Origin of the sequence: Streptomyces sp. NPDC048172 (assembly GCF_043202595.1) — a bacterium.
Taxonomy (GTDB): Bacteria; Actinomycetota; Actinomycetes; order Streptomycetales; family Streptomycetaceae; genus Streptomyces.
Genome location: NZ_JBIDAT010000004.1, coordinates 457,428 through 482,829, shown reverse-complemented (window position 1 = coordinate 482,829; position 25,402 = coordinate 457,428). Strand labels below are relative to the sequence as shown.

Here is a 25,402-nt window from a genome sequence, read left to right as displayed (position 1 = left end):
GGGAACAAAGGCCGTGGGCGGAACCGGTACCAAGTCGCCCTAACGGGACCGCCCACGGCCTCCACGGCCCTCATGGCCTCCGACGCGCCCCTGGAGCAGCAGCGAGAGCGCGCCGTGCACATCCTCCAGAGACCGCTCCGGCTGGAACGCCTTCCAGTCCAGCGCCGCCACCAGCACCATGCCGACCAGTGCGGCCGCCGTGAGCGGGATGTCGATCTCCTCGCTCAGCTCGCCCTCGGCGACGCCCTCGCGCAGCACCTCCTCCACGACCGCGACGGCCTGCTTGCGTACGACCATCAGCGTGTCGTTCCACGCCCTGTTGGTGCGCCACAGCTCGGCGACGTAGAGCTGGGTGAACGCCGGGTAGTGGTCGATGAAGCCGAGCCCGGCCCGGATCATCGCGTCCAGCGCGTCCACCCGCCCGCCGCCGCGCGCGGCCGTCTCCTCGGCGGCGCTGCGCAGATCGGCGGTGAGCATCTCCACGCCGTGCCGCAGCAGCTCCTCGAACAGCTCCGTCTTGCTGGCGAAGTTGTAGTAGACCGTGCCCTTGGCGACACCGGCACGCTCGGCTATCTCCTCGACGGTCGTCGAGGAGAAACCCTGCTCGGCGATGAGGGTCACCGCGGCCTGGAAGAGCTTCTGCTTCGTGGCGCTGCGGCTGCGTGGGGTGGTGCGGGCACTCGTCATGACGCTGATTCTCTCCTCACAGGGTCAGCTCCGGGTGCAGCCGGTCCAGGGTCCACACCTGCTTGCGGCGCGCGGTGACGGCGGTGAGCGCGAGGGCGCCCACGGCGAAGGCCAGCAGCACCGCGCACGCCCGCCACACCGGCCACAGCCCGCCGCCCGTGATGAGGTGCCGCAGCCCCTCCACCACGTAGGTCATGGGCAGGAACGGGTGGAGCGCGTTGAAGAACCCCGGGCTGGTCTGGATCGGGTACGTGCCTCCGGCCGAGGTGAGCTGCAGCATCAGCAGGGCCAGGACGAGGATGCGTCCGGCCGGTCCGAAGCGCGCGTTGAGGAACTGCACGATCGAGGTGAAGCAGACCGTCACCAGCAGCAGGAACCCGATCGTGCCCGCGCCGCGCGCCATTTCCAGGCCCAGCCCCCAGTGCAGCACGCTCATCAGCGCCGCCACCTGCGCGGCGCCGATCGCCGCCACCGGCAGCCAGCCCGCGAGCGCGATCCGCCAGGCGGGGGCGCCGGAGGCGAGGGCGCGCTTGTTGAGCGGCTGGAGCAGCATGTACGCGATCATCGCGCCGACCCAGAGGGAGAGCGGGATGAAGTACGGCGCGAAGCCCGTGCCGTAGTTCGGCGCGGCGTGCGCCTTGTCGGAGGCGAGCCCGACCGGGTCGGACATCACGCCCGTACGGTCGTCGCGCTGCTGCTTGTCGTAGTCCGGGATCTTCTTGGCGCCGTCGTGCAGGCCGCCCGCGAGCTTGCCGGAGCCGTCGGCGAGCTTGAAGAGGCCGCCGTCGAGCGAGGTGGCGCCCTTGGTGAGCTTGCCGAGCCCGGTGTCGAGGTCGGCGGCGCCGGTCTTCGCGGTGGACAGGCCCGCCTGCAGCTTGCCCGCGCCCTTGGAGACCTGGTGCGCGCCCTTGTTGAGCTTGTTGATCTGGCGGACGGCGGAGGTGACGTCCTGGCCGAGGTTCGGGGCGCGCTTGGCGAGGAGGGTGGCCTTCTTGTCGAGGTCGTCCAGGTGCGTGCCCAGCTCGTCGAGGTTCTTGTGGCCCTTGACGGTGTCGTTGACCTCCTTGGCGACCTTCGCCGAGCGCTCGGCCGCGTCGACGGCCTTCTTCAGCTCGGGGCACGCCTTGTCCTTGACGTCACCGGGGGATTCCCCCTGCGTGGGGGAGGGCGTGGGAACGGGCGGGGGCGTGCCGCCCTTCTCGCAGCCCGAGGTGTAGAGCGTGGAGAGCGCGTCGGCGGCCTTGCGCGAGTCGGTCTGCGCGCGCTGGGCCGCGCCCGGCAGCTCGTCCAGGTGCTTCTTGAGCGCCTTGCTCGTACGGGAGACCCCGCGCGCGGCCTTGCCGATCTCGTCGCCGTGCTCCTTGAGGAACGGCGTGACCTTCCCCGATACGCCGTTGGCCTTGTCGGCGAGCTTCTGGGTGCCCCCGGCCACCTGCTTGGCGCCCTTCTTCAGGTCGCCCGCGCCGGTGTGCAGGTCCGAGGTGCCGGTCTTGAGCTTGCCGCTGCCGTCCTCGGCGTCCTTGAGGCCGCTCTTGAGGTCGGAGGCCCCCTTCTTCGCCTTGCCGATGCCGTCGCCGAGGTCGTCGGCGCCCTTGGCGGCCTTGGCCGTCTGGCCGTGCAGGGAGGAGAAGGAGACGAAGATGTTGTCGTAGAAGCCGCGCGAGACCTTGCTGGAGGCCGAGGCGCGTACCTCGGAGAAGACGCTGCGGGATATCTGCCCGACGATGTAGTTGTTCGCGTCGTTCGCCTGGACCTTCAGGGCGCCCGTCTCGGGGGAGTCGCCGGAGCTGGAGGTGACGCGCTTGCTGAAGTCCGAGGGGATCGTCAGCGAGAGGTAGTACCGCCCGTCCTCGACGCCCTCACGGGCCTCCTTCGCGCTCGTCTCGCGCCAGTCGAAGGTCTCGCTGTCACGCAGCCCCTTGACGATCGAGTCCCCGGCCTCGACCTTCTCGCCCTTGGCCCGGGCGCCGCTGTCGTCGTTGACGAGCGCGACGGGGATCTTGTCGAGCCGCTCGTAGGGGTCCCAGAAGGACCACAGGTAGAGCGCGCCGTACAGCAGCGGCAGCAGCAGCATCGCCGCCATGGCCGCGCGGGGCAGCCTCCCCCTGCCGAACCGCTTGAGCTCAAGCGCGGCTAGCCTCGGCGAGCGCATCGAACGCCTCCCCCTTCTTCTCCGCCTCGGTCTTCTCGTCGTCCCTGTCCGTGGGGGTGCGCTGCTCTCCTGTACGCACCACGAGCGCACCCTCCGGTGCCTCGCTGCACGCGGCCAGCACGGTCAGGCCCGTACGGGCGCCCGTACCGGTGCCCGTACCGGCGAGGGAGCGCAACAGGGCCCACATCTCCTCGCGTTCGGCGTCCGAGAGCTTCAGGTCGGCGTCGTCCACCGCGAGCACCCGGGGCTCGCCAAGCAGCGCCAGCGCCAGCGAGAGCCGCAGCTCCTCCAGCCGCCCCAGGTCCCGCACGGAGGTACGCCCGCCGCGCGGCAGCGCGTCCAGGTCGAGCCCCGCGGCGCCGAGCGCCGCCTCCAGCCGCGCGCGGCTCGCCGCGGCGCGCTCGGCGCGCGGGCGCAGCAGTGAGCGCAGCGAGCCGCCGAACCGCCGCTGGAGCAGCACCCGTTCGCGGAGCTGCTCGGTGACGGTCAGCGCGGGGTCCAGGTCGGTGACGCCGGGGACGGAGCCCAGCGCGCTGATCCGCCGTACGGCCGCCAGCCGCTTGGGGAGCCGCTCGCCGTGCACGTCCGCGTGCCCGGACGTCGCCTTCATCCGGCCGGTGAGCGCGAGCAGCAGGCAGGTCCGCCCGGAGCCCGAGGGCCCCTCCAGTGCGACCAGCGACCCCTCGGGCGCCGTGAAGGTGATCCCGTCGAAGACCTGGCCGCGCGGCCCCTTGAGCCCGAAGCCCTCGGCCGCGACGGCGTACTCCCGCTGGCTCACCGTGTCCTCCCCTCCCGTTTTTGAACTGACCGGTCAGTTCAAAGTATGCGCCATACGGGGACGCCGACGCGAACCGGGGGTGGGAGAGCGGCGCATGGGCGGCATTTCTGCAGGTCAGAGCGGATTGTCAGTGGCATGCGCCACGATGTGGGTCATACGGTCGGTTGTCCGCGAATCCGGACAACCGGCGCCCGACGACGGGAGGTTGGTTCAGCAATGCGACCGAGCGCCGCCCTGTCCCAGACCGACGTCCACCCCGTGCTGCGCCGCGCCTCGGCCCCGCCCGCCGCACTCGACCTGCTGGCCCAGGCGCAGCACGGCCTGGACGAGGCCATGACCCTGGAAACGGCGAACGAGCGGTATGCCACCGCGCACCTGGCCGCCCTCCGCACGGCCGCCGCCGTCCTCGCCGCGCGCGGCCGGCCCGACCCGGCCCCGCCGCGCAGGCGCGGCGGCCCACCCCGCCGCCCCCGCCGCCAGGGGATACGGAGCGCGTGGGAGATCCTCCCCGAGATCGCCCCCGAGCTCGCCGAGTGGTCCGCGCTCTTCGAGTCCGGCGCGGCCCGCCGGGCCCGCGCCGAGGCAGGCATAGCCGACGCGGCGAGCTGGCGCGACGCGGACGACCTCGTGCGGGACGCCGGAGTCTTCCTCCGCATCGTCGAGCGCCTGCTCGTCCCCCAGCCCGCGCTCCCCAGGCCCCGGATCGCCGGAGGAGCGGACGGATCGCCGGAGGTCCCGAGGCAATAGGGTGGGAGGCGCCCGTCACTGAGCCGAGGAGCATCAGCCATGTCCCGCCCCAGCGCATCGATCCGTACCGCCGTGGTCTGGGAGGTCCTGCGGGGCGCCCTCGACCAGCGCGCCAAGCTGGCGGACCGCGATCGGCTGGACGTCCTGGACACCGGCGGCGGCACCGGCAACTTCGCCGTTCCCGTCGCCCGTCTCGGCCACCACGTCACGGTCGTCGACCCGAGTCCGAACGCGCTCTTCGCGCTGGAGCGCCGCGCCGCCGAGGCAGGCGTGGCCGACCGCGTCCGCGGCGTGCAGGGCGACGCCCGCGGCCTCTTCGACGTGGCGGAGCGCGAGGGGTACGACGCGGTGCTCTGCCACGGCGTCCTGGAGCACGTCGACGACCCCGCCGAGGGCGTGCGCAACGCGGTCGCGGCCCTCCGCCCCGGCGGCGGCACCCTCAGTGTGCTCGCCTCGGGCCTCGGTGGAGCCGTGCTGGGGCGCGCCCTGGCCGGACACTTCACGGAGGCCCGCCAGGTCCTCACTTCGGAGGGCGGCCGCTGGGGGGCGAACGATCCGATGCCCCGCCGCTTCACCCCCGAGCAGCTCACCGGGCTGGTCACCGGCAGCGGCCTGGAGGTCGTCTCGGTGCACGGCGTCCGCGTCTTCGCCGACCTGGTCCCCGGCGCCCTGGTCGACACCGAGCCGGACGCCCTGGAGGCGCTCGCCCGGCTGGAGGCAGCCGCCGCCGAGCTGCCCGCCTTCCAGTCCGTGGCCAGCCAGCTCCACGTGCTGGCCGAGCTGCCGCCGGTCACGGGCGCGGGGCCCCGTTAGCGGTCTGGCTCACAGCCCGCCCGATCATCGGCTACGCGCCGTATGATCGAGGCACACCGTCCGGCATGGCGGAAAGGTGGTGAGGGAATGTACGGAACACGTCGCTCAGCGCCACCGTCCGGCATCTCGGTCTTGGTGGGAGGAATTGGCGTAGAGGGGCGGGTTTCACGGGGGCGATTCCCTGCCTATCCTTGAAGGGTCGCATCCGGTCGCCCCCGCGACCGACGAGTAGGAGGACTCCGTGCCGCTCTCTGAGCACGAGCAGCGGATGCTCGAGCAGATGGAGCGAGCGCTGTACGCCGAAGATCCCAAGTTCGCGACAGCGCTCGAAGGAAGTGAGCTGCGCCGGTACACCCGCAAGCGGGTCTATCAATCGGTCGCAGGCTTTCTGGTGGGTATCGCGCTCCTCATGGCCGGGATGGTCGCGCAGCAGATCTGGGTCAGCGTCGTGGGTTTCCTCGTCATGCTCGGATGCGCCGTCCTCGCGGTGACCGGCTGGCGCAAGGCGCCCAAGGCCGGCGAGCAGGGGCAGCAGGGTGGGCAGGCGCCGCAGGGGGGTGGCCCAGCAGGGCAGCCACAGGCTCAGGCTCGCCGTCAGCCGCGTTCCCGTCGTTCGATGATGAACCGCATCGAGGAGCGGTGGCAGCGGCGCCGTGACGAGGGCCAGCACTGAGCTTGCGCCTTCTTTGACCTGTACCCGCCCAAGAGCCCTCACCGTCTGACGTCCAGCTTCGACGTGGGCGTGGCCCGATTCCCTCGGACCACGCCCACGTCATTGTTGTACGGGGTGCCCCTTCAGGGGCGCGGGGCTGTGCGTGTTTCGCGGCTCCGCCGCGTGGGCGCGACGGTTCAAGACTCCGGGGCTTGCCCCTTTGCCCTCAGGGGCGCGGGGCTGTGTTTGCTTTGCGGCTCCGCCGCGCGGGCGCGACCGGTCACTGCACGTAGGGGCTTGCCCCTGTTCCCTCAGGGGCGCGGGGAACTGCGCGCCAAGCCACGAGGCGGGCGCGGCCCGCGAAGCACAGCCCGGGGCACCCCGGGCGCGGCTCTTGTACGCGGGGCACCCGGCGCAGGGGGCTGCGCTTGCCAACCCTGCGCCTTGCTCAGACTTCCCAAGCTTCGCAGGGGCGGAGGGAGAAGCAGGGGCACCCCCTTATCGGGGGTGCCCGGCCCTACTTGGCGAAGCGGAGACGGACGGCGCCTGCCCAGCGGCTGCGCAACGCGGCCCAGCGGCGTGAGACTCCCCACACCACCCTGATCGTAGAGGGCGGCAGCAGCAGGGCGCGGAGGCGGAGGCGGCGCGGGGCCGCCGCGTGGAGGCCCGCGTGGACGCGGCGGACCTCGTCGGCGAGGCCCGACGCAAGGTCCGGGCTGGGCCTCGGGGCGTAGAGGACCTGCTCCACCGCGAGCGCCACCCGGTGGGCGGCCTCGGTCTCGGCCGGGCCCAGCTCGCCGACCCGGGCGATACGGGCCGCGGCCGTGCGCGGCGTCGCGGACTCCTCCGGTACGACGCCGTAGTCCCAGCCCGTGTCGAGGAGTTCGCTCCAGACGGCCAGGACGGAGCCGGAGACCACCTCCGGCGGGGCCCCCGCAGGGGGCGGCGGGCGGAGGCGTCGCGCGCGGCTTCGCCTGCGCCACAGCAGCGGCAGGGCGGGGAGGAGCAGCACCAGGAGCACGGCGCTCGCGGCCGCGGCGACCGTGCCCGTGGGGAAGCCGCCGCCCCGATCCCCGCTGTCCGGCGGGGGCGCGGCCGCCCCGCAGTCCGGGTTCGCACGCTTCTCCTCCGGCGTGCACTTCTCCGACTGCGACGGGCTCGGCGAGGGCGAGGCGCTCTGGCCGCGGTCCGGCAGCCGCTCCTCCGGGTTGTCGCCGGGGTCGGGGGAGTCGGGCAGCGCGTAGTCAGGGGTGCTGCCGCGGGTCGGGGTGGGCTCGAAGCGGGTCCAGCCGACGCCCTCGAAGTACAGCTCGGGCCAGGCGTGCGCGTCCTGGAGGCCGACGGCCATCGAGCCGTCGCCCTGTGCCGTGCCCGGCGTGAAGCCGACGGCGACCCGTGCCGGGATGCCGAGCGTGCGGGCCATCGAGGCCATGGCGAAGGAGAAGTGGATGCAGAACCCCTCCTTCTGTTCCAGGAAGTTGGCGATCGCGGCCGTGCCGCTGCCCGCCTGGACCTGGGTGTCGTAGCGGAAGCCGCCCTTGCGGGCGAACCAGTCCTGGAGGCGGACCGCCCGCTCGTAGTCGTTGTCCGCGCCGCGCGTGAGGCGCTGGGCCGTCTCCGGGACGACGGACGGGAGGGAGTCCGGCACCTTCGTGTACTCGCGCTTGAGTCCGGCGGGCGGCTCTGGGGCCTGCCGGAGCTGGTCCGCGGTCGGCTCGACGATCAGGCTCTCGACGTCGTACGAGGCGCCGCGCGTGGTCTGGCCCTGGTAGCCGACGAGGGTGCGGCCCTCGGGCTCGAAGCGCCATTTGCCGCCCACGCTCACGCGGTCGGCCGGGTACGGCATCGGCAGCCAGTCCTGCGCGTACCAGTCGGCGGCCTTGATCTTGCTGCGGACCTTCTGCGTACGGACGTCGGGGGCGAGGCCGCGCGGGCTGGGGAGCGGGCTCGGGACGGAGGTGATCCGCCGTTCGGAGGGCTTCCACGCGGAGCCGTCGAACTTGTCGAGCGCGACGATCCGCATGTAGAGCTCCTGCGTCTCCTTCGCGTTCGTCCGGTACGTCAGCGCCGTACGGTCCTCGGGCTGGTTGAGGCTGTCCTGGAGTGCGACCAGCGGGTTCACGGCCGAGATGGTGCCGCCGTTGTCGCCGCCCTTGCCCGCGCCCCCGTTCCGCGCCGCGTCCAGCAGCCCGCCGCTGAGCGAGGGGAGGACGGCGGGGACGACCAGCGAGATGCCGAGCGCCAGCGCGCCGATCCGCCGTCCCGTGCGTACGGGCGCGACGGCGGGCCCGCCCACGGAGCCTGGTTCGTGGGGTGCCGAGCCCGGCCGGGACCTGTCGGCGAAGAGGCGTCCCCACTGGGAGAGCCGCTCGCGGCCCTCCGCGAGGAGCAGCAGCAGATAGCCGCCCGCCGCGCACAGGAACCACAGCCAGCGCGCCCCGCCCTGGGAGAGCCCGGCCGCGACCGAGTACAGCGCGAGCAGCGGCAGTCCGGCGGGTGCCGCGCTGCGGTACGTCACCGCGAGCGCGTCCACCAGCAGTCCGATCACCAGGACCCCGCCGACGAGCATCAGCCGGATCCCGTCCGTCACGGGCGCGGGGATGGCGAAGCGGCCGACGTCCTGCGTCCCGGCGGTCAGCAGGTCGGCGAAGCGCTCGAAGACCGCCGGGTTCGGCAGCACTCCGCCCAGCGCCTCCTGCCGCGCGAACATCACGGTGAGCAGCAGCAGCGTGGCCAGCGCCTGCACCAGCACCGTCACGGGGCGGGCCAGCGGCACCCGGCGGGCCGCGGCGCCCACCCCGCTCTGGAGGGCGATCAGCATCGCGGCCTGGAGGAGCCAGGTCGCGGGGTCGACCAGTGGCAGCAGCGCGCAGGAGGCGGCCAGGGTCGCCAGCGCCGCGCAGAAGGCGAGCCTGCCCCGTCCGCTCATCGGTCCAGTCCCTTCACGGTCTGCTTGTCGGCCTCCTGCCACAGCGCGGGCAGCGCCGTCCCCGGGCCGCCGACCAGCGCGGTCCAGCCCGCGTCACGCAGGGCGCGCAGCGCGGGGGCGTCGTCGGGGAGCGGGGACGGGGCCGTGGCAGGCGCCGGGGCCGGAACCGGGGCCGGTGCCTCGGGGGCGCCGACCGGAATCTGCCCGTTCCCGCCGTTGCCGTTCCCGTTGCCGTTCCCGGAAGCGTGCAGTGCCGAGGTGAAGGCCACCGCCCGGTTCGTCCGCATTCTCATCCGCCCCACCGTGATGGCCTGTTCCTCGTCGAGCGTGCCCAGGAAGGCGACGAGCAGCCCCTCGGAGCCGCCCATGCCGCCGCGCAGCGCGTCGTACGCGGACGAGAGCCCCGTCTCCGAGGAGTGCTCGACCACGGCGAGGGCGTCCAGCAGCAGGCCCGCCGTGTCCGAGGAGTCGGCGGCGAAGAGCCCGCCCTCCGGGCCCGGCGACATCGCGCCGGTGTCGGTCAGCAGCCGCACCGCGTAGCCCCGCTCCAGCAGGTGCATGCAGACGGACGCCGCACCCGCGACGGCCCATTCGAAGGGCGAGTCGGGGCCCGAGCCCGCGTACGCGAGACGGCGGGTGTCGAGCAGCACCGTGCAGCGGGCCTTCTGCGGCTGCTCCTCGCGGCGCACCATCAGCTCGCCGTAGCGAGCGGTGGAGCGCCAGTGGACGCGGCGCAGGTCGTCCCCGTGCCGGTAGCCGCGCGGGATGACGTCGTCCTCCCCGGCGAGCGCGAGGGAGCGCTGCCGCCCGTCGCCGTACCCGCTGGTCTCGCCCGACAGCCGCACGGGCGGCAGGGCCTCGACGGGCGGGACGACGGTGAGCGTGTCGTACGTACTGAAGGAGCGCGTCAGCTCGCACATCCCGAACGGGTCGGTCAGCCGCAGCTGGAGCGGTCCCAGCGGATAGCGCCCGCGCAGGTCGGAGCGGACCCGGTAGGACACCTCGCGCCGCCCGCCCGGCTCGACCCGGTCCAGCACGAAGCGGGGGCGCGGGCCCAGCACGTAGGGCACCCGGTCCTGGAGCATCAGCAGGCCCGTGGGCAGCCGCGAGATGTTGTCGATCCGCAGATGCACCCGGGCCTCGGTCCGCGCTGGCACCCGCGCGGGCGACAGCCGCCGCGAGCCCGCCACCCGGTACCGGGTGCGGTGCAGCACGAGCACGCACACCAGCGGCAGTACGGCCAGGAGCATGCCGACGCGCAGCAGTTCGTTCTGCCCGAGCGCGTACGCGCAGATGGCGGCGGCCACGCCCGCGGCCAGGAACGACCGCCCGCGCGTGGTGAGCCCGCCGAACGCCGTACGGAGAGAGCCGCGCGTCTCGCCGCCCTCACCGCCCGACGGGGACGGCCCCCCTGACGGCCCCCCAGCCGCCATCAGTACCCCCGCGGCTGCTGCTGCCCGGGCTGCGGCGGCCCGGCCTGGGGGTGACCGGCCGGGGGATGACCGGCCTGGGGAGGCGCGGCCGGGGCGCCGGGCGGCGGCTGGCCCGGGGCGCCGCCGTACCGGTTGTGCGGGGCGCCGGGGACGGGGCCGCCCGGCGGCGGCGGGGCGACGGCGGGGACCGGCACGCGCTGCACGATCTCCTGGACGACCTGGTCGGCCGAGCGTCTGTTCAACTGCGCCTGCGCGGTGGGCAGCAGCCGGTGCGCCAGGACGGGCACGGCCAGCGACTGCACGTCGTCCGGCAGCGCGAACTCCCGCCCGGCGAGCGCCGCCGCGGCCTTCGAGGCGCGCAGCAGATGCAGCGTCGCGCGCGGCGAGGCGCCCAGCCGCAGGTCGGGGTGCGAACGGGTGGCGGCGACCAGCTCGACCGCGTACCGCCGCACCGCGTCGGAGACGTGCACGCCCCGGACGGCGTCGACGAGCTTGACGATGTCGTGCGCGTGCGCCACCGGCTGGAGGTCGTCCAGCGGGGAGGCGCCGCCGTGCACGTCGAGCATCTCCAGCTCGGCCGCCGGGCTCGGATAGCCGATCGAGACCCGTGCCATGAACCGGTCGCGCTGCGCCTCCGGGAGGGGATACGTTCCCTCCATCTCGACCGGGTTCTGCGTGGCGACGACCATGAACGGATCGGGCAGCTCGTACGTCTGCCCGTCGATGGTCACCTGCCGCTCCTCCATCGACTCCAGCAGCGCCGACTGGGTCTTGGGCGAGGCGCGGTTGATCTCGTCGCCGATCACGATCTGCGCGAAGACCGCGCCCGGCTTGAACTCGAAGTCCCGCTGCTGCTGGTCGTAGACGCTCACGCCCGTGATGTCGGAGGGCAGCAGGTCGGGAGTGAACTGGATCCTGCGCACCGAGCAGTCGATCGATTTGGCCAGCGCCTTCGCCAGCATGGTCTTGCCCACCCCCGGCACATCCTCGATCAGGAGGTGCCCTTCGGCCAGCAGAACCGTCAGAGAGAGCCGGACGACCTCGGGCTTGCCCTCGATCACGGTCTCCACGGAGCGTCGCACCTGTCCTGCTGTGGTGCTCAGATCGCTGAGGTTCGCTCGCTCGTCATAGGTCGTCACCCGGCCCTCCTCGGCCCCGTCCCCGTCGTGCTGGGTTGTGCTGGGTTGCCACGGGCCGTGCTCGTCCCCGCCCGTGTGCGCTGCTCCCTCGTATTCTTCACGGCCACCCGGTGGTTCGTCACCGTTCCCGGGGGATCTCCGGGTCGATCTCGCGCAGCAGGCCGGTCGTCACGTCGAAGACGAAGCCCCGCACGTCGTCCCTGTGCGGTACGAACGGCGACGTACGGACGCGCTGCATCGACTGGCGCACATCCTGGTCCACGTCCCTGAACGCCTCGACCGCCCAGGCCGGCCGCTGGCCGACCTCCATCTCCAGCTCGTGCCGGAACTCCTCGGAGAGGGACTCCAGGCCGCAGTTCGTGTGGTGGATCAGCGCGACGGAGCGGGTGCCCAGCGCGCGCTGGCTGATGGTGAGCGAACGGATGACGTCGTCGGTGACGACCCCGCCCGCGTTCCGGATCGTGTGGCAGTCGCCGAGCTCCAGGCCCAGGGCCTCATGCAGGTCCAGGCGGGCGTCCATGCACGCGACGACCGCGACACGGCGTACGGGCTTGGCGTCCATTCCGGGGTCGGTGAAGCTCTCGGCGTAGTGGGCGTTCGCCGCAACCAGCTCGTCGGTGACAGTGTCCTTCGCGTCCATACGGACGATTCTCCCCCAGACCGCAGCGGGGAGCTTGACGGGGCGTGCCGAACAGGGGGCCGGACGCGCCTCGTACCGTAGTTGACCGAGGGGACGAGTGGACTAAAGTGACGCGAAGTGGGAGGCGCAACTCTCCCCAAGGACCCCGAATCCCCTCGCGTGCGCGGGCGCGCACGTGCGGCTCGGCCTCCTCCCGCTCCCGGCCCTCCGACGCCCACCAGGCGCAGGCGGGTCACTCCCCTTCGAGCGGGCGGGGACCAAGGAGCATGTGCACCAGTGCCCGCCAGACTTGAGAGGGCACATGACCACCAACGAGCAGCCCGTCGGCGACCTCCACAACCCGGTCATGCTCCGGCGCTCCCTGGACCTGCTCGCCCCCGCCCTCGCCCTGCCGGGCGCGACCGTCATCGACTGCACCCTCGGCATGGGCGGCCACAGCGAGGCCCTGCTGCACACCTTCCCCTCCGCGCGCCTGATCGGGCTCGACCGCGACACCGAGGCGCTGCGCCTCGCGGGTGAGCGCCTCGCGCCGTACGGGGACCGCGCCACGCTCGTCCACGCGGTCTACGACGAGCTGCCGCAGGTCCTGGAGCGGCTGGAGGTCCCGCGCGTCCAGGGCGTCCTCTTCGACCTCGGCGTCTCCTCCCTCCAGCTCGACGAGGCGGGCCGCGGCTTCGCGTACGCGCAGGACGCCCCGCTCGACATGCGCATGGACCAGACGACGGGCATCAGCGCCGCCGAGGTCCTCAACACCTACGCGCCGGGGGAACTGGTGCGGATCCTGCGGGCGTACGGCGAGGAGAAGCAGGCCAAGCGCATCGTCGAGGCCGTGGTGAAGGCGCGCGAGAAGGAGCCCTTCAGCAACAGCGCCCGGCTGGTCGAGCTGATCCGAGACGCGCTCCCGCAGGCCGCCAAGCGCACCGGCGGCAACCCCGCCAAGCGGACGTTCCAGGCGCTGCGCATCGAGGTCAACGGCGAGCTGGCCGTCCTGGAGCGGGCCCTGCCCGCCGCCGTGGACGCGCTCGCTGTGGGCGGCCGTATCGCCGTGCTCTCGTACCACTCGCTGGAGGACCGGCTGGTCAAGCAGGTCTTCGCGGCGGGCTCGCACAACACGGCGCCGCCCGGACTGCCGGTCGTGCCCGAGCAGTACCAGCCCCGGCTGAAGCTGCTCACGCGCGGCGCGGAGCTGCCCTCGGAGGAAGAGATCGCGGAGAACCGCCGCGCGGCCCCGGCGCGGCTGCGCGCGGCCAAGCGCATCCGGGAGGCCACGGGATGAGCGCCCAGCAGCGTCTCGCCCGGCTGGCCCGGATGGTGCCCGCCGGCAACTCCAACGCCGCGCGTGCCCCGTTCGTCCTGCTGGTCGTCCTGCTGCTCGGCTCCGGGCTGCTCGCGCTGCTGCTGCTCAACGCGTCACTGAACAAGGGTTCGTTCAAGCTGGACAAGCTGGAGAAGGAGACCGAGGAGCTGACGGACGAGCAGCAGGCCCTCCAGCAGCAGGTCGACGGCTACTCCTCCCCGGGTGAGCTGGAGAAACGTGCCCGCGAACTGGGCCTCGTCCCCGGCGGCAACCCGGTCTTCCTCACCCCCGACGGCAAGGTGCGCGGCACGTCCGACGCCCAGGACGAGCAGGTGGGCCCGTGACCCCGAGGAACGATCCGCGCCGCGGCGGTGACGACGGTGCCTCCCGTGCCCCGCGCCGCGAGCGACCGAGCCGGGGCTCGCGCCCGGACGACCGTCCCCGTGACGGATCGGACGCGCCGCGCGCCGCGGGCGGCCGAGGCGCCGACGAGCGGGACGGGCGGCGGTCCGTCCCCGGTGGCCGCGCCCGCGACGACGGGGGCGGCGGCGCTCGCCGTGACCGATCGGGCGAACCGCGCCAGGCGGGTGGCCGGGGTTCCGGCGACAGGAACGCGCGACGGCCCCTGCGTGACACCGAGGACGGCGAGTCCGTCAGGCGCGAACCGCGCCCGGCGGGTGGCCGGAGCCGGAGCGAGCGGCCTGGCGAGCGGCCGGGCCGGAAGGCGGAACCGGACGCCCGCCGTCGCGCCGCGGCGGGCGCGCCGCGTGCCGCACAGGAGCGGCCCTCCCGCCGGTCCCGTGACGACGACGGCGGCGGCCGGGGCTCCGGCGAGCAGCGGCAGGGCTCGCGGGAGGGCGCGTCCGCGCGCGCCGCGCGCGCCGCGCGCGGCGCGCGGTCCGAGGCCCGGCAGGAAGGGCGAGAGTCGCGCCCCCGCGTGCCGCGCCCCGCGCGCGGCGGCGCGCAGGGCGGCGGACGTGGCGGGCGTGGTGGGCGAGGCGGCGGGGGCGGCAACAACAGGCCCGGCCGTCCCTCGCCCGGGGAGGGCGCCGCGCTGCGGCTGGCGAACCCGAAGCCCCGGCTGCGGCTGGTGGCGGTCGGGCTGACCCTCGTCGTGCTCGCGTTCACCGTGCGGCTGCTGCAGGTGCAGGCCGTCGACGCCAGCGTGTTCGCGGACAAGGCGGCCGTGAACCGGTACATCACCGTGCCGCTGGCCGCCGAGCGCGGCACGATCGCGGCGCGGGACGGTTCCTCGCTGGCCGCGACGGTGGACGCGTACGACATCACCGCCGACCCGTACCTCTTCACGCCCAAGCAGGCCAAGGTGAAGGACGCGCCCGAGCGGGCCGCGAAGCTGCTCGCGCCGCTGGTGGGGGAGAAGCGGAAGACGCTCGCGAAGAAGCTCTCGAAGCCCGACACCCGGTACGTGCTGCTGGCCCGCCAGCAGACCCCGCAGACCTGGAAGAAGATCAAGAAGCTCAAGGCGGAGCTGGCCGCCGACGCCGCGGCCCGCAAGGGCGCCAACGTGCTCGCGGGGATCTACCAGGAGAAGCACGCCAAGCGCGTCTATCCGAACAAGGAGCTGGCCTCCTCCGTCCTCGGCTTCGTGAACCAGGACGGCGAGGGCGGCGCGGGCATCGAGGCCATGCTCGACAAGGAGCTGTCGGGCGAGAGCGGCAAGATCACGTACGCCCAGTCGGGCGGCCGTCAGGTCCCCACCGCCGGAGTGCGGGAGAAGGCCGCGCGCCCCGGGTCCGACATAGAGCTCACCCTCGACCGTGACATCCAGTGGTCGGCGCAGCAGGCGATCAGCAAGCAGGTCCGCAAGTCCCACGCCGACCGGGGCTACGTCATCGTCCAGGACACCAGGACAGGCGAGCTGCTCGGCATGGCCGCCGCGCCCGGCTTCGACCCGAACGACATCGGGAAGTCCAAGCTCGACTCGTTCGGCAACCCGGCGCTCCAGGACGTCTACGAGCCGGGCTCGACCAGCAAGCTGATGTCCATGGCGGCCGTGCTGGAGGAGAAGAAGGCCACGCCGCGTACGGCGGTGACCGTGCCGAACCGGCTCAAGCGCGCCGACCGCGCCTTCGCCGACGACGTCGACCACCCCACGTGGAACCTCACGCTCAACGGCGTCCTGGCCAAGTCCAGCAACATCGGCACGATCCTCGCCACCGAGCAGCTCGGCAAGACGCAGAAGAAGGCCAACAAGGTCCTCTACGACTACATGCGGGACTTCGGCATCGGCAGGCCCTCGGGCCTCGGCTTCCCCGGGGAGACCGACGGCATCCTGGAGAAGCCGCAGAAGTGGAGCGCCTCGCAGCAGTACACGATCCCCTTCGGCCAGGGCCTCTCGCTCAACGCCGTACAGGCCGCGTCGATCTACTCGACGATCGCCAACGGCGGCGTCCGGACGCAGCCCAGCCTCGTGCGCGCCACGGTCGGGCCCGACGGGCGGTACGCGCCGTCGAAGAAGCCGGGCGAGCGGCGGGTCGTGAGCGAGAAGACCGCGAAGACGCTCGCGAAGATGCTGGAGTCCGTCGTCGGCGACATGGAGGGCACCGGCACCACCGCGAAGATCCCCGGCTACCGCGTCGCGGGCAAGACCGGTACGGCCAACCGGGTGGACCCGGAGACCGGCCGCTACCACGGCTACACCTCGTCCTTCGCGGGCTTCGCGCCCGCGGACAAGCCCCGCGTGACCGTCTACTGCGCGGTGCAGAACCCGAAGAGCGGCAGCTACTTCGGCAGCGACGTGTGCGGCCCGGTCTACAAGAAGGTCATGAAGTTCGCGCTCAAGTCCCTCCAGGTCCCGCCGACCGGCGCGGACCCGGCGCGGCTGCCCGTCCTCGCGGGGCAGGGCCGCTGACGGGGGCGCACAGGTGAGGGAAGACCGGGAGAACCGTGCAGAACGTGAGAACCGTGCAGATCGTGAGAACCGCGTGAGAACGATCACTGACAATCCGTGCAACCCCCAGGCCGCTCCGTCCGCGCCCGGCCCCTCGCTTCGCGGCGCGGCGGCCCCGCCCGGTACGCTCACCGCCGTGCCACAAGCTGATCAGACCTCCTCCGAGTCCTTTCCGGGGCCGCCCCGGCCCACCCGGGTCCGGCCCGTACCGCTCGCGGAGCTGGCCCGACGGCTGGACGCCGTGCTCGCCGAAGACAGCGGGGCCGAAGGAACCGCCACCGGCATCACGCACGACTCCCGCGCGGTGCGGCCCGGCGACATCTACGCCGCGCTGCCCGGCGCGCGCCTGCACGGCGCGGACTTCGTGGCGCAGGCCCAGAGCCTCGGCGCCGTCGCCGTCCTCACCGACCCGGGCGGCACCGAGCGCGCCGCCGCCACCGGGCTGCCGGTGCTGACGGTCCCCGACCCCCGCGGCCGGATGGGCGAGCTGGCCGCCGCGGTGTACGGGGAGCCGGGCGCCGACCTGCTCCAGATCGGCATCACCGGCACCTCCGGCAAGACCACCACGGCGTACCTCATCGAGGGCGGCCTGCGGCAGGCGGCCGAGAAGGACGGCGGGCTGACGGGCCTGATCGGCACCGTCGAGTCCCGCATCGGCGACGAGCGCATCAAGTCCGAGCGCACCACGCCCGAGGCCACCGACCTCCAGGCGCTGTTCGCGGTGATGCGCGAGCGCGGCGTCAGCTCGGTCGCCATGGAGGTCTCCAGCCACGCGCTGGTCCTGGGCCGGGTGGACGGCTGCGTGTTCGACATCGCGGTGTTCAACAACCTCAGCCCCGAGCACCTCGACTTCCACCCGGACATGGAGGACTACTTCCAGGCCAAGCGGCAGCTCTTCACCCGGGCCCGCTCCCGCGCCGCGGTGGTGAACTTCGACGACGAGTACGGCCACCGGCTGATCACCGAGTCCGAGGTCCCGGTCACCACGTTCTCCGCCGAGGGCCACCCCGACGCCGACTGGCGCGCCGAGGACGTCGAGCTGGGCCCGCTCGGCTCGACGTTCACCGCCGTGGGCCCCGAGGGCGAGTCCGTACCGGCGCACGCGCCGCTCCCCGGCCCGTTCAACGTCGCGAACACGCTCGCCGCGATCACCGCCCTCGTCGCCGCCGGGATCGACGCGCGTACGGCCGCCGAGGGCGTCGGCGCCGTCCCGGGCGTCCCCGGCCGCCTGGAGCGCGTGGACGCCGGGCAGGACTACCTGGCCGTCGTCGACTACGCGCACAAGCCCGACGCCGTCGAGTCCGTGCTCTACGCGATCCGCAAGGTCACCGAGGGCCGGGTGCACGCCGTCCTCGGCTGCGGCGGCGACCGCGACCCGCACAAGCGGCCCGCGATGGGCTCGGCCCTCGCCCGCCTCTCCGACACGGCGGTGCTCACCTCCGACAACCCCCGCTCCGAGGACCCCCTCGCGATCCTCGCGACGATGCTCGCGGGCGCCGCCGAGGTGCCCGCGTACGAGCGCGGCACGGTGCTCGTCGAGGAGGAGCGGGCCGCGGCCATCGAGGCCGCCGTGGCCCGCGCCGAGCCCGGCGACGCCGTTCTCGTCCTCGGCAAGGGGCACGAGACGGGCCAGAACATCGCGGGCGTCGTCCGCCCGTTCGACGACCACGACGTGCTGCGCCGCGCCATCCTGCGGCGCGCCGCGGAAGCTCCGCAGTCCCCGCAGACCTCGCAGTCCACTCCGACCGCACAGCCCAGTCCCGCAGCTCCGACACCTCACCGGACAGACAACCAGAACCGATGATCCCCCTCTCCCTCGCAGAGATCGCCGCCCTCACCGGCGGACGGCAGCACGACATAACGGACCCGGAAGCGCGGATCACCGGGCCCGTGGTGATCGACTCCCGCCAGGTGGGCCCCGGCAGCCTCTTCGCGGCCTTCGCCGGAGAGCGCGTCGACGGCCACGACTTCGCGCGCGGCGCCGTGGAGTCCGGAGCCACCGCCGTGCTCGCCACCCGCCCCGTCGGCGTCCCCTCGATCGTCGTCGACGACGTCACCGCGGCGCTCGGCGCCCTCGCCCGCCATACGGTCGGGCAGCTGGGCACCCGGGTCGTCGCCCTCACCGGATCCAGCGGCAAGACCAGCACCAAGGACCTGATCGCCCAGCTGCTGGAGCGGATCGGGCCCACGGTGTGGCCCCCCGGATCCTTCAACAACGAGATCGGGCTGCCGCTCACCGCGCTCCGCGCCGACGCGGACACCCGCCATCTGGTGCTGGAGATGGGCGCCCGCGGCATCGGCCACATCCGCTACCTCGCCGAGCTCACCCCACCCCGTATCGGCGTCGTGCTCAACGTGGGCACCGCGCACATCGGGGAGTTCGGCGGCCGGGAGCAGATCGCCGAGGCCAAGGGCGAGCTCGTGGAGGTCCTGCCGACGGCGGAAGATGGCGGAATCGCGGTGCTCAACGCCGACGATCCGCTCGTCCGCGCCATGGCACCCCGCACCCGCGCCCGCGTCACGCTCTTCGGCGAGGACGCGGATGCGGACGTACGGGCAGAGAACGTACGGCTCACCGAGCGCGGCACACCCGCCTTCACCCTCCACACCCCCACCGGGTGCGGTGACGTGACCATGCGGCTGTACGGTGAGCACCACGTGTCGAACGCGCTCGCCGCGGCGGCCGTCGCCCACGAACTGGGCATGCCCGCCGGGGACATCGCCACCGCGCTGTCCGAGGCGGGCACGCTCTCCCGTTGGCGGATGGAGGTCACCGAGCGCGCCGACGGCGTCACGGTCGTCAACGACGCCTACAACGCCAATCCCGACTCCATGCGGGCCGCGCTCCGCGCGCTGGCCGCCATGGGCAGCGGTCGTCGGACGTGGGCGGTGCTGGGCGAGATGGCCGAGCTGGGCGACGAAGCGCTCGCCGAGCACGACGCGATCGGACGGCTCGCCGTCCGGCTCAACGTCAGCAAGCTCGTGGCGGTGGGCGGCCAGGAGGCCGCCTGGCTCGACATGGGCGCCAAGAACGAGGGTTCGTGGGGTGAGGAGTCGGTGCACGTGTCCGACGCTGAGGCGGCCGTCGACCTGTTGCGCGGGGAACTGCGCGCGGGGGATGTCGTATTGGTGAAGGCTTCCCGTTCGGTCGGCCTGGAGAGCGTCGCCGAGGCGCTGCTCGCTCACGAAGGGGCCGCCGCCCGATGAGGCAGATCCTCTTCTCCGGGGCCATCGGCCTCTTCCTGTCCCTGGTCGGGACCCCGCTGCTGATCAAGCTGCTGGCCAAGAAGGGCTACGGCCAGTTCATCCGCGACGACGGCCCCCGCGACCACCACAGCAAGCGCGGTACGCCCACGATGGGCGGCATCGCCTTCATCCTCGCGACGATCATCGCGTACGCGCTGACCAAGCTGATCACCGGCAGCGAGCCGACGTTCTCCGGCGTGCTGGTGCTCTTCCTCTTCGCGGGGATGGGCCTGGTCGGCTTCCTCGACGACTACATCAAGATCGTCAAGCAGCGCAGCCTCGGCCTGCGCGCCAAGGCGAAGATGGCCGGCCAGCTCATCGTCGGCATCGCCTTCGCGGTCCTCGCGCTCAACTTCGAGGACGCCCGCCAGCTCACCCCGGCCTCCACCAAGCTCTCCTTCACCCAGGACTTCGGCTGGGCGCTGCCGCCCGTCATCTTCGTGGTCTGGGCGCTGTTCATGATCCTCGCGATGTCGAACGGCGTGAACCTCACCGACGGCCTCGACGGTCTCGCCACCGGCGCCTCGGTGATGGTCTTCGGCGCGTACACCTTCATCGGCGTGTGGGAGTACCAGGAGTCCTGCGCCAACCCCGCCTCGGCCGGTCCCGGCTGCTACGAGGTACGAGATCCCCTCGATCTCGCGGTCGTCGCGGCGGCCCTGATGGGCGCCTGCTTCGGCTTCCTGTGGTGGAACACCTCGCCGGCCAAGGTCTTCATGGGCGACACCGGCTCCCTCGCCCTCGGCGGCGCCCTGGCGGGCCTCGCCATCTGCTCCCGGACCGAGCTGCTGCTCGCGGTCCTCGGCGGCCTCTTCGTCCTGATCACCATGTCCGTGGTCATCCAGGTCGGCTCCTTCCGGCTCACCGGCAAGCGCGTCTTCAAGATGGCGCCACTCCAGCACCACTTCGAGATCAAGGGGTGGTCGGAAGTCCTTGTGGTGGTCCGGTTCTGGATCATCCAGGGCATGTGCGCGATCGTCGGCGTCGGCATCTTCTACGCGGGCTGGGCGGCGAGCAATTGAGCACCCAGGGATTCAAGGACCTCACCGAGCAGCTCGACGGCAAGCACGTCACGGTCGCCGGGCTCGGCGTCAGCGGCCTCCCGGCGGCCAAGGCCCTGCTCCGCCTCGGCGCCCGGGTCACGGCCGTCAACGGCGGCGACGGCGACGGGCCGCGCCGCCAGGCCGCCGAGCTGGAGGAGCTCGGCGCCGCGGTCCGCCTCGGCGACGACCGTACGCTCCCCGAGGGCACCGACCTCGTCGTCACCACGCCCGGCTTCAAGCCCGACAGCCCGCTCTTCCTCGCCGCCGCCGACGCGGGCGTGCCCGTATGGGGCGACGTCGAGCTGGCGTGGCGGCTGCGCGGGCCCGACAGCCCGCCCTGGCTCGCGGTCACCGGCACCAACGGCAAGACGACCACCGTCCAGATGCTCGCCAGCATCCTGCGCGCCGCCGGGCTCCGTACAGCGGCCGTCGGCAACATCGGCGTCTCGCTCGTCGACGTCGCCCTGGAGCGCGAGCCGTACGACGGGCTGGACGTCCTGGCCGTCGAGCTCTCCAGCTACCAGCTCCACTGGGCGCCCAGCCTGCGCCCGCACTCGGCGGCCGTGCTGAACCTGGCCCCCGACCACCTCGACTGGCACGGCTCGATGGAGGCGTACGCCGCCGACAAGGGCCGCATCTACGAGGGCAACGAGGTCGCCTGCGTCTACAACGTCGCCGACCCCGTCACCGAGCGACTCGTCCGCGAGGCCGACGTCGTCGAGGGCGCCCGCGCCATCGGCTTCACCCTCGCCGCCCCGGCCCCCTCCCAACTCGGGGTCGTCGACGGCATCCTCGTCGACCGCGCGTTCGTGGACGACCGGCAGACGCAGGCCCAGGAGCTCGCCGAGGTCTCCGACGTCACGCCCCCGGCGCCGCACAACGTCGCCAACGCGCTCGCCGCGGCGGCGCTCGCCCGCGCGTACGGGGTCGCGCCCGCGGCCGTGCGCGACGGGCTGCGCGCCTTCCGCCCCGACGCGCACCGGATGACCCATGTCGCCGACGCCGGCGGCGTCGCGTACGTGGACGACTCCAAGGCCACCAACACCCATGCCACCGAGGCCTCCCTCGCGGCCTACGCATCGGTCGTATGGATCGCGGGCGGCCTCGCCAAGGGCGCCACCTTCGACGAGCTGGTCACGGGCGCCGCGCCCCGGCTGCGCGCCGCCGTGCTGCTGGGCGCCGACCGGCAGCTCATCGCCGAAGCCCTCGCGCGACACGCCCCGGATGTGCCCGTGGTCGACCTGGAGCGCACGGACACTGGGGCGATGGCGGCGGCGGTCCGCGAGGCGGCGTCCCTGTCACAGCCGGGGGATACCGTACTGCTGGCCCCCGCGTGCGCGTCGATGGACATGTTCGTCAACTACAACGCACGCGGCGACGCGTTCGCCGAGGCGGTACGGGCACTGGCGAGCGAGACATAACCCGCAGGTCCGTCCCCGTGGACCGAGGCGCGGGTGAGACGGAGGGACACGGATGACGGCGCGATCCGCCAAGCCGCCCACGGCGCGGCGCGGGACGGGACAGCCCGCACCCGTGCGCCCGCCGCGCCGCCCGCGCCCGTCCCGGGGCGGCGGAAGCACGGCCCTGGGACTCTCGCGGTTCTACGCCCGCGCGAAGCGCACCTGGGACCGCCCCCTGACGGCGTACTACCTGATCCTGGGCGGCAGCCTGCTCATCACCGCGCTCGGCCTGGTGATGGTCTTCTCCGCCTCGCAGATCGAGGCGCTCCAGTCGGGCCTGGCGTCCACGTACTTCTTCCGCAAGCAGCTCGTCGCCGCCGTGCTGGGCACCCTGCTGCTGCTCGCCGCGTCCCGGATGCCGCTGAAGCTGCACCGGGCCCTGGCGTATCCGCTGCTCGCCGTCTCCGTGTTCCTGATGTGCCTGGTGCAGGTGCCGGGGATAGGGCGCGAGGTGAACGGGAACCAGAACTGGATCTATCTGGGCGGCCCCTTCCAGCTCCAGCCCAGCGAGTTCGCCAAGCTCGCGCTCGTCCTGTGGGGCGCCGACCTGCTCGCCCGTAAGAGCGACAAGAACATGCTGACCCAGTGGAAGCACCTGCTGGTCCCGCTCGTCCCGATGGCCCTGCTGCTCCTCGGGCTCATCATGCTCGGCGGCGACATGGGCACGGCCATCATCCTCACGGCCGTCCTCTTCGGCCTGCTGTGGCTCGCGGGCGCTCCCACCCGGCTCTTCACCGGCGTGCTGGCCGCCGCCGCCACCGCCGGTGCGTTCCTCATCACATCCAACCCCAACCGCATGTCCCGCCTCGGCTGCATCGGCGCGACCGACCCGGGGGCCAACGACCAGTGCTGGCAGGCGGTCCACGGGATCTACGCCCTGGCATCGGGCGGCTGGTTCGGTTCGGGCCTCGGCGCGAGTGTGGAAAAATGGGGTCAACTGCCCGAACCGCACACCGACTTCATCTTCGCCGTGACTGGGGAGGAACTCGGTCTGGCGGGGACGCTGTCGGTGCTCACTCTCTTCGCGGCTCTAGGCTATGCGGGTATCCGCGTGGCCGGACGTACGGAGGATCCGTTCGTGAGGTATGCCGCGGGAGGCGTGACCACCTGGATCACGGCCCAGGCCGTGATCAATGTCGGTGCGGTGCTCGGTCTGCTGCCGATCGCCGGTGTCCCGCTCCCGCTGTTCTCCTACGGAGGATCCGCCCTGCTGCCGACGATGTTCGCCGTCGGACTGCTGATCGCCTTCGCGCGCAGCGACCCGGCGGCTCGTGCGGCACTGGCCGTGCGGCAGCCCGCCCTGGGGCAGCGCCTGCTGCGGGGAGGGCTGGCAGGGAGAAGGAAGACGATGAGACGGCGCCCCGAACGGCGGCCGTCCGGAGAGCGGTGAATCAGAGTGCACGTCGTACTCGCCGGTGGGGGGACCGCCGGCCACATCGAGCCCGCGCTCGCCCTCGCGGACGCCCTGCGCAGGCAGGACCCGACCGTGGGGATCACGGCCCTGGGCACGGAGCGCGGACTTGAGACGCGCCTCGTCCCCGAGCGTGGCTATCAGCTGGAGCTGATCCCGGCCGTGCCGCTGCCCCGCAAGCCGACCCCCGAGCTGATCACCGTGCCGGGACGGCTGCGCGGCACCATCAAGGCCACCGAGCAGATCCTGGAGCGCACCAAGGCGGACTGCGTGGTCGGCTTCGGCGGGTACGTGGCGCTGCCGGCGTACCTGGCCGCCAAGCGCCTCGGCGTCCCCATCGTCGTCCACGAGGCCAACGCCCGCCCGGGCCTCGCCAACAAGATCGGCTCGCGGTACGCGTACGCGGTCGCCGTCTCGACCCCCGACAGCAAGCTGCGCGGCGCGCGCTACATCGGCATCCCGCTGCGCCGCGCCATCGCCACGCTGGACCGCGCCGGGGCGCGCCCGGAGGCCCGCGCCTCCTTCGGCCTCGCGCAGAACCTGCCGACCCTCCTCGTCTCCGGCGGCTCCCAGGGCGCCCGCAGGCTGAACGAGGTCGTGCAGCAGGCCGTCCCGCACCTCCAGCGCGCCGGGATCCAGGTGCTGCACGCGGTCGGGCCGAAGAACGAACTGCCGCAGGTGCAGCAGATGCCCGGAATGCCGCCCTATGTGCCGGTACCGTATGTGGACCGTATGGACCTCGCGTACGCCGCGGCGGACATGATGCTCTGCCGCGCGGGCGCGATGACCGTCGCGGAGCTGTCGGCCGTCGGGCTGCCCGCCGCCTACGTCCCGCTGCCGATCGGCAACGGCGAACAGCGGCTGAACGCCCAGCCGCTCGTCAAGGCCGGCGGCGGACTGCTCGTCGACGACGCCGAGCTGACGCCGGAGTGGATCCAGGGCAACGTGCTCCCGGTCCTCGCCGACCCCCAGCGGCTGTACGACATGTCGTGCGCGGCGGCCGAGTTCGGCCGCCCCAACGCCGACGAGCTGCTGGTCGGAATGGTGTACGAGGCGCTCGCGGCGCGTCGCCAGGGCTGAGCGCGGCCCGGCGCGGCAGCGGCGGGAGCGACCGGAGAAGTGGCGAAGAGGCAGGGGTGCGCGTGGCCGGACCGTCCGGACCGACGAAGACCGCCGACCGGCGCGCGCACGAGCGCGCGCGGGCCCGGCCGTCCCCGGACCCCTCCGGTTCCGGTTCCGGCGGGGACCGGCCCACGCGCTCCCGCCTGAGACCCCGGATGCGGGTGCCGGGCAGGCGCACCCTTGTGGTGACACTCGTCCTGGTGGTCCTGCTCGGCGCCTTCGCCGTCTACGCCCTCTACGGCTCGCCCTGGCTGCGGGTCGGACATGTTTCGGTCAGCGGAAACCAAAAACTCGGCAAGGCCGAGATCACCCGCGCCGCCGCCGTCCCGGAGGGCGCGCCGCTCGCCACCGTCGACAAGACCGCGATCGCCCACCGGGTCAGCGCCGCGTTGCCGCGTGTGGGCCGCGTCGATGTCGTACGGTCGTGGCCGGACGGAATCGGGCTCAAAGTGACCGAACGCCGTCCGGAACTGCTGATGAAAAGCGCCGGAAAATACGTCGAAGTGGACGCCGAAGGCGTGCGATTCGCCACAGTGGGCAGGCCCCCGAAGGGAGTTCCACTTCTTGAGCTGGAAGCCGAGCGCTCCGCGAGCCTGCGCCACTTCGGCGCGGCCCGCCTGCGCCGCGAGGCGGTACGGGCGGCGGCGGCTCTCCCGGAATCCCTGCACCGCGCCACCCGCACGGTCCGGGTCAGCTCGTACGACTCCATCACCCTTGAGCTCTCCCACGACCGGACGGTCCTGTGGGGCAGCGCGGAGCGCGGCAAGGCCAAGGCCAAGTCGCTTACGGCACTCATGAAAGCGGCCGAGGACGAGTCACACTTCGACGTCAGCGTCCCCAGCGCTCCGGCGGCCTCGGGGAGTTGACGGCGGCAGTCGCAGGCCCGTTCGGCGAAGTGGCTGGTAAGCGCGAAGTCATAGGCCGTGTCAGTTGACGGGCGTA

The 25,402-nt window shown here is 72.9% G+C and carries 20 protein-coding genes; 13 read left to right on the top strand and 7 right to left on the bottom strand.

Annotation, left to right across the window (positions count from 1 at the left end; genetic code table 11):
- Positions 1 to 39: 39 nt before the first annotated feature.
- The 3 genes from ACGF3A_RS19935 to ACGF3A_RS19925 are packed head-to-tail and all read right to left on the bottom strand — an operon-like array spanning position 40 to position 3,617.
- Entirely contained in the window at positions 40 to 687 is a 648-nt protein-coding gene (locus tag ACGF3A_RS19935) for a TetR/AcrR family transcriptional regulator (RefSeq protein ID WP_393731528.1), read from the bottom strand.
- 16 nt (positions 688 to 703) lie between these two features.
- On the bottom strand, positions 704 to 2,839 hold the full coding sequence (locus ACGF3A_RS19930) for a YhgE/Pip family protein (RefSeq protein ID WP_393731527.1): 2,136 nt from the start codon (positions 2,837 to 2,839) through the stop codon (positions 704 to 706).
- On the bottom strand, positions 2,811 to 3,617 hold the full coding sequence (locus tag ACGF3A_RS19925; protein WP_393731526.1) for an ATP-binding cassette domain-containing protein: 807 nt from the start codon (positions 3,615 to 3,617) through the stop codon (positions 2,811 to 2,813). The genes ACGF3A_RS19930 and ACGF3A_RS19925 overlap by 29 nt, the downstream gene beginning before the upstream one ends.
- A 216-nt stretch (positions 3,618 to 3,833) precedes the next feature.
- Between ACGF3A_RS19925 and ACGF3A_RS19920 the strand changes: the two genes are divergently transcribed.
- From ACGF3A_RS19920 to ACGF3A_RS19910, 3 genes are all read left to right on the top strand, one after another.
- Positions 3,834 to 4,364, top strand: coding sequence for an SAV_6107 family HEPN domain-containing protein (locus tag ACGF3A_RS19920; RefSeq protein ID WP_393731525.1), 531 nt, complete (start codon positions 3,834 to 3,836; stop codon positions 4,362 to 4,364).
- A 39-nt stretch (positions 4,365 to 4,403) separates the two neighbouring features.
- Positions 4,404 to 5,177 carry a methyltransferase gene (locus ACGF3A_RS19915; protein WP_393731524.1) on the top strand — a complete coding sequence of 258 codons (774 nt, stop codon included), beginning with the start codon at positions 4,404 to 4,406 and terminating at the stop codon, positions 5,175 to 5,177.
- A 241-nt stretch (positions 5,178 to 5,418) separates the two neighbouring features.
- Positions 5,419 to 5,850 carry a DUF3040 domain-containing protein gene (locus tag ACGF3A_RS19910; protein ID WP_393731523.1) on the top strand — a complete coding sequence of 144 codons (432 nt, stop codon included), beginning with the start codon at positions 5,419 to 5,421 and terminating at the stop codon, positions 5,848 to 5,850.
- A gap of 496 nt (positions 5,851 to 6,346) precedes the next feature.
- Here ACGF3A_RS19910 and ACGF3A_RS19905 read toward each other — a convergent pair whose 3' ends face one another.
- From ACGF3A_RS19905 to ACGF3A_RS19890, 4 genes are all read right to left on the bottom strand, one after another.
- On the bottom strand, positions 6,347 to 8,758 hold the full coding sequence (locus ACGF3A_RS19905; protein ID WP_393731522.1) for a transglutaminaseTgpA domain-containing protein: 2,412 nt from the start codon (positions 8,756 to 8,758) through the stop codon (positions 6,347 to 6,349).
- Positions 8,755 to 10,191 carry a DUF58 domain-containing protein gene (locus ACGF3A_RS19900; RefSeq protein WP_393731521.1) on the bottom strand — a complete coding sequence of 479 codons (1,437 nt, stop codon included), beginning with the start codon at positions 10,189 to 10,191 and terminating at the stop codon, positions 8,755 to 8,757. Before ACGF3A_RS19900 ends, ACGF3A_RS19905 begins: the two co-directional genes overlap by 4 nt.
- Positions 10,191 to 11,330 carry an AAA family ATPase gene (locus tag ACGF3A_RS19895; RefSeq protein ID WP_393731520.1) on the bottom strand — a complete coding sequence of 380 codons (1,140 nt, stop codon included), beginning with the start codon at positions 11,328 to 11,330 and terminating at the stop codon, positions 10,191 to 10,193. The genes ACGF3A_RS19900 and ACGF3A_RS19895 overlap by 1 nt, the downstream gene beginning before the upstream one ends.
- 118 nt (positions 11,331 to 11,448) lie before the next feature.
- Positions 11,449 to 11,970, bottom strand: coding sequence for a beta-class carbonic anhydrase (locus tag ACGF3A_RS19890; protein ID WP_393731519.1), 522 nt, complete (start codon positions 11,968 to 11,970; stop codon positions 11,449 to 11,451).
- 301 nt (positions 11,971 to 12,271) lie between these two features.
- Here ACGF3A_RS19890 and rsmH point away from each other — a divergent pair, with 301 nt between their 5' ends.
- The 10 genes from rsmH to ACGF3A_RS19840 all read left to right on the top strand — a co-directional run bounded on the left by rsmH (position 12,272) and on the right by ACGF3A_RS19840 (position 25,326).
- A complete protein-coding gene (gene rsmH, locus ACGF3A_RS19885) occupies positions 12,272 to 13,246 on the top strand; it encodes a 16S rRNA (cytosine(1402)-N(4))-methyltransferase RsmH (RefSeq protein ID WP_393731518.1) in 975 nt (324 codons plus the stop codon).
- Complete coding sequence (locus ACGF3A_RS19880; RefSeq protein WP_393731517.1) at positions 13,243 to 13,611, top strand: septum formation initiator family protein; 369 nt, start codon at positions 13,243 to 13,245, stop codon at positions 13,609 to 13,611. Before rsmH ends, ACGF3A_RS19880 begins: the two co-directional genes overlap by 4 nt.
- A 593-nt stretch (positions 13,612 to 14,204) precedes the next feature.
- Positions 14,205 to 16,139 carry a peptidoglycan D,D-transpeptidase FtsI family protein gene (locus ACGF3A_RS19875; protein WP_393731900.1) on the top strand — a complete coding sequence of 645 codons (1,935 nt, stop codon included), beginning with the start codon at positions 14,205 to 14,207 and terminating at the stop codon, positions 16,137 to 16,139.
- 73 nt (positions 16,140 to 16,212) lie between these two features.
- Entirely contained in the window at positions 16,213 to 17,982 is a 1,770-nt protein-coding gene (locus ACGF3A_RS19870; RefSeq protein WP_393731516.1) for a UDP-N-acetylmuramoyl-L-alanyl-D-glutamate--2,6-diaminopimelate ligase, read from the top strand.
- Positions 17,979 to 19,385: a UDP-N-acetylmuramoyl-tripeptide--D-alanyl-D-alanine ligase gene (murF, locus tag ACGF3A_RS19865; RefSeq protein ID WP_393731515.1), complete on the top strand. Its 1,407-nt coding sequence runs from the start codon at positions 17,979 to 17,981 to the stop codon at positions 19,383 to 19,385. Before ACGF3A_RS19870 ends, murF begins: the two co-directional genes overlap by 4 nt.
- Positions 19,382 to 20,446: a phospho-N-acetylmuramoyl-pentapeptide-transferase gene (mraY, locus tag ACGF3A_RS19860; protein ID WP_393731514.1), complete on the top strand. Its 1,065-nt coding sequence runs from the start codon at positions 19,382 to 19,384 to the stop codon at positions 20,444 to 20,446. The genes murF and mraY overlap by 4 nt, the downstream gene beginning before the upstream one ends.
- Positions 20,443 to 21,888, top strand: coding sequence for a UDP-N-acetylmuramoyl-L-alanine--D-glutamate ligase (gene murD, locus ACGF3A_RS19855; RefSeq protein ID WP_393731513.1), 1,446 nt, complete (start codon positions 20,443 to 20,445; stop codon positions 21,886 to 21,888). Before mraY ends, murD begins: the two co-directional genes overlap by 4 nt.
- 52 nt (positions 21,889 to 21,940) lie before the next feature.
- Positions 21,941 to 23,317 carry a putative lipid II flippase FtsW gene (ftsW, locus tag ACGF3A_RS19850; RefSeq protein ID WP_393731512.1) on the top strand — a complete coding sequence of 459 codons (1,377 nt, stop codon included), beginning with the start codon at positions 21,941 to 21,943 and terminating at the stop codon, positions 23,315 to 23,317.
- A gap of 6 nt (positions 23,318 to 23,323) precedes the next feature.
- A complete protein-coding gene (gene murG, locus ACGF3A_RS19845; protein ID WP_393731511.1) occupies positions 23,324 to 24,418 on the top strand; it encodes an undecaprenyldiphospho-muramoylpentapeptide beta-N-acetylglucosaminyltransferase in 1,095 nt (364 codons plus the stop codon).
- A gap of 62 nt (positions 24,419 to 24,480) precedes the next feature.
- A complete protein-coding gene (locus tag ACGF3A_RS19840; protein ID WP_393731510.1) occupies positions 24,481 to 25,326 on the top strand; it encodes a cell division protein FtsQ/DivIB in 846 nt (281 codons plus the stop codon).
- Positions 25,327 to 25,402: the final 76 nt, after the last annotated feature.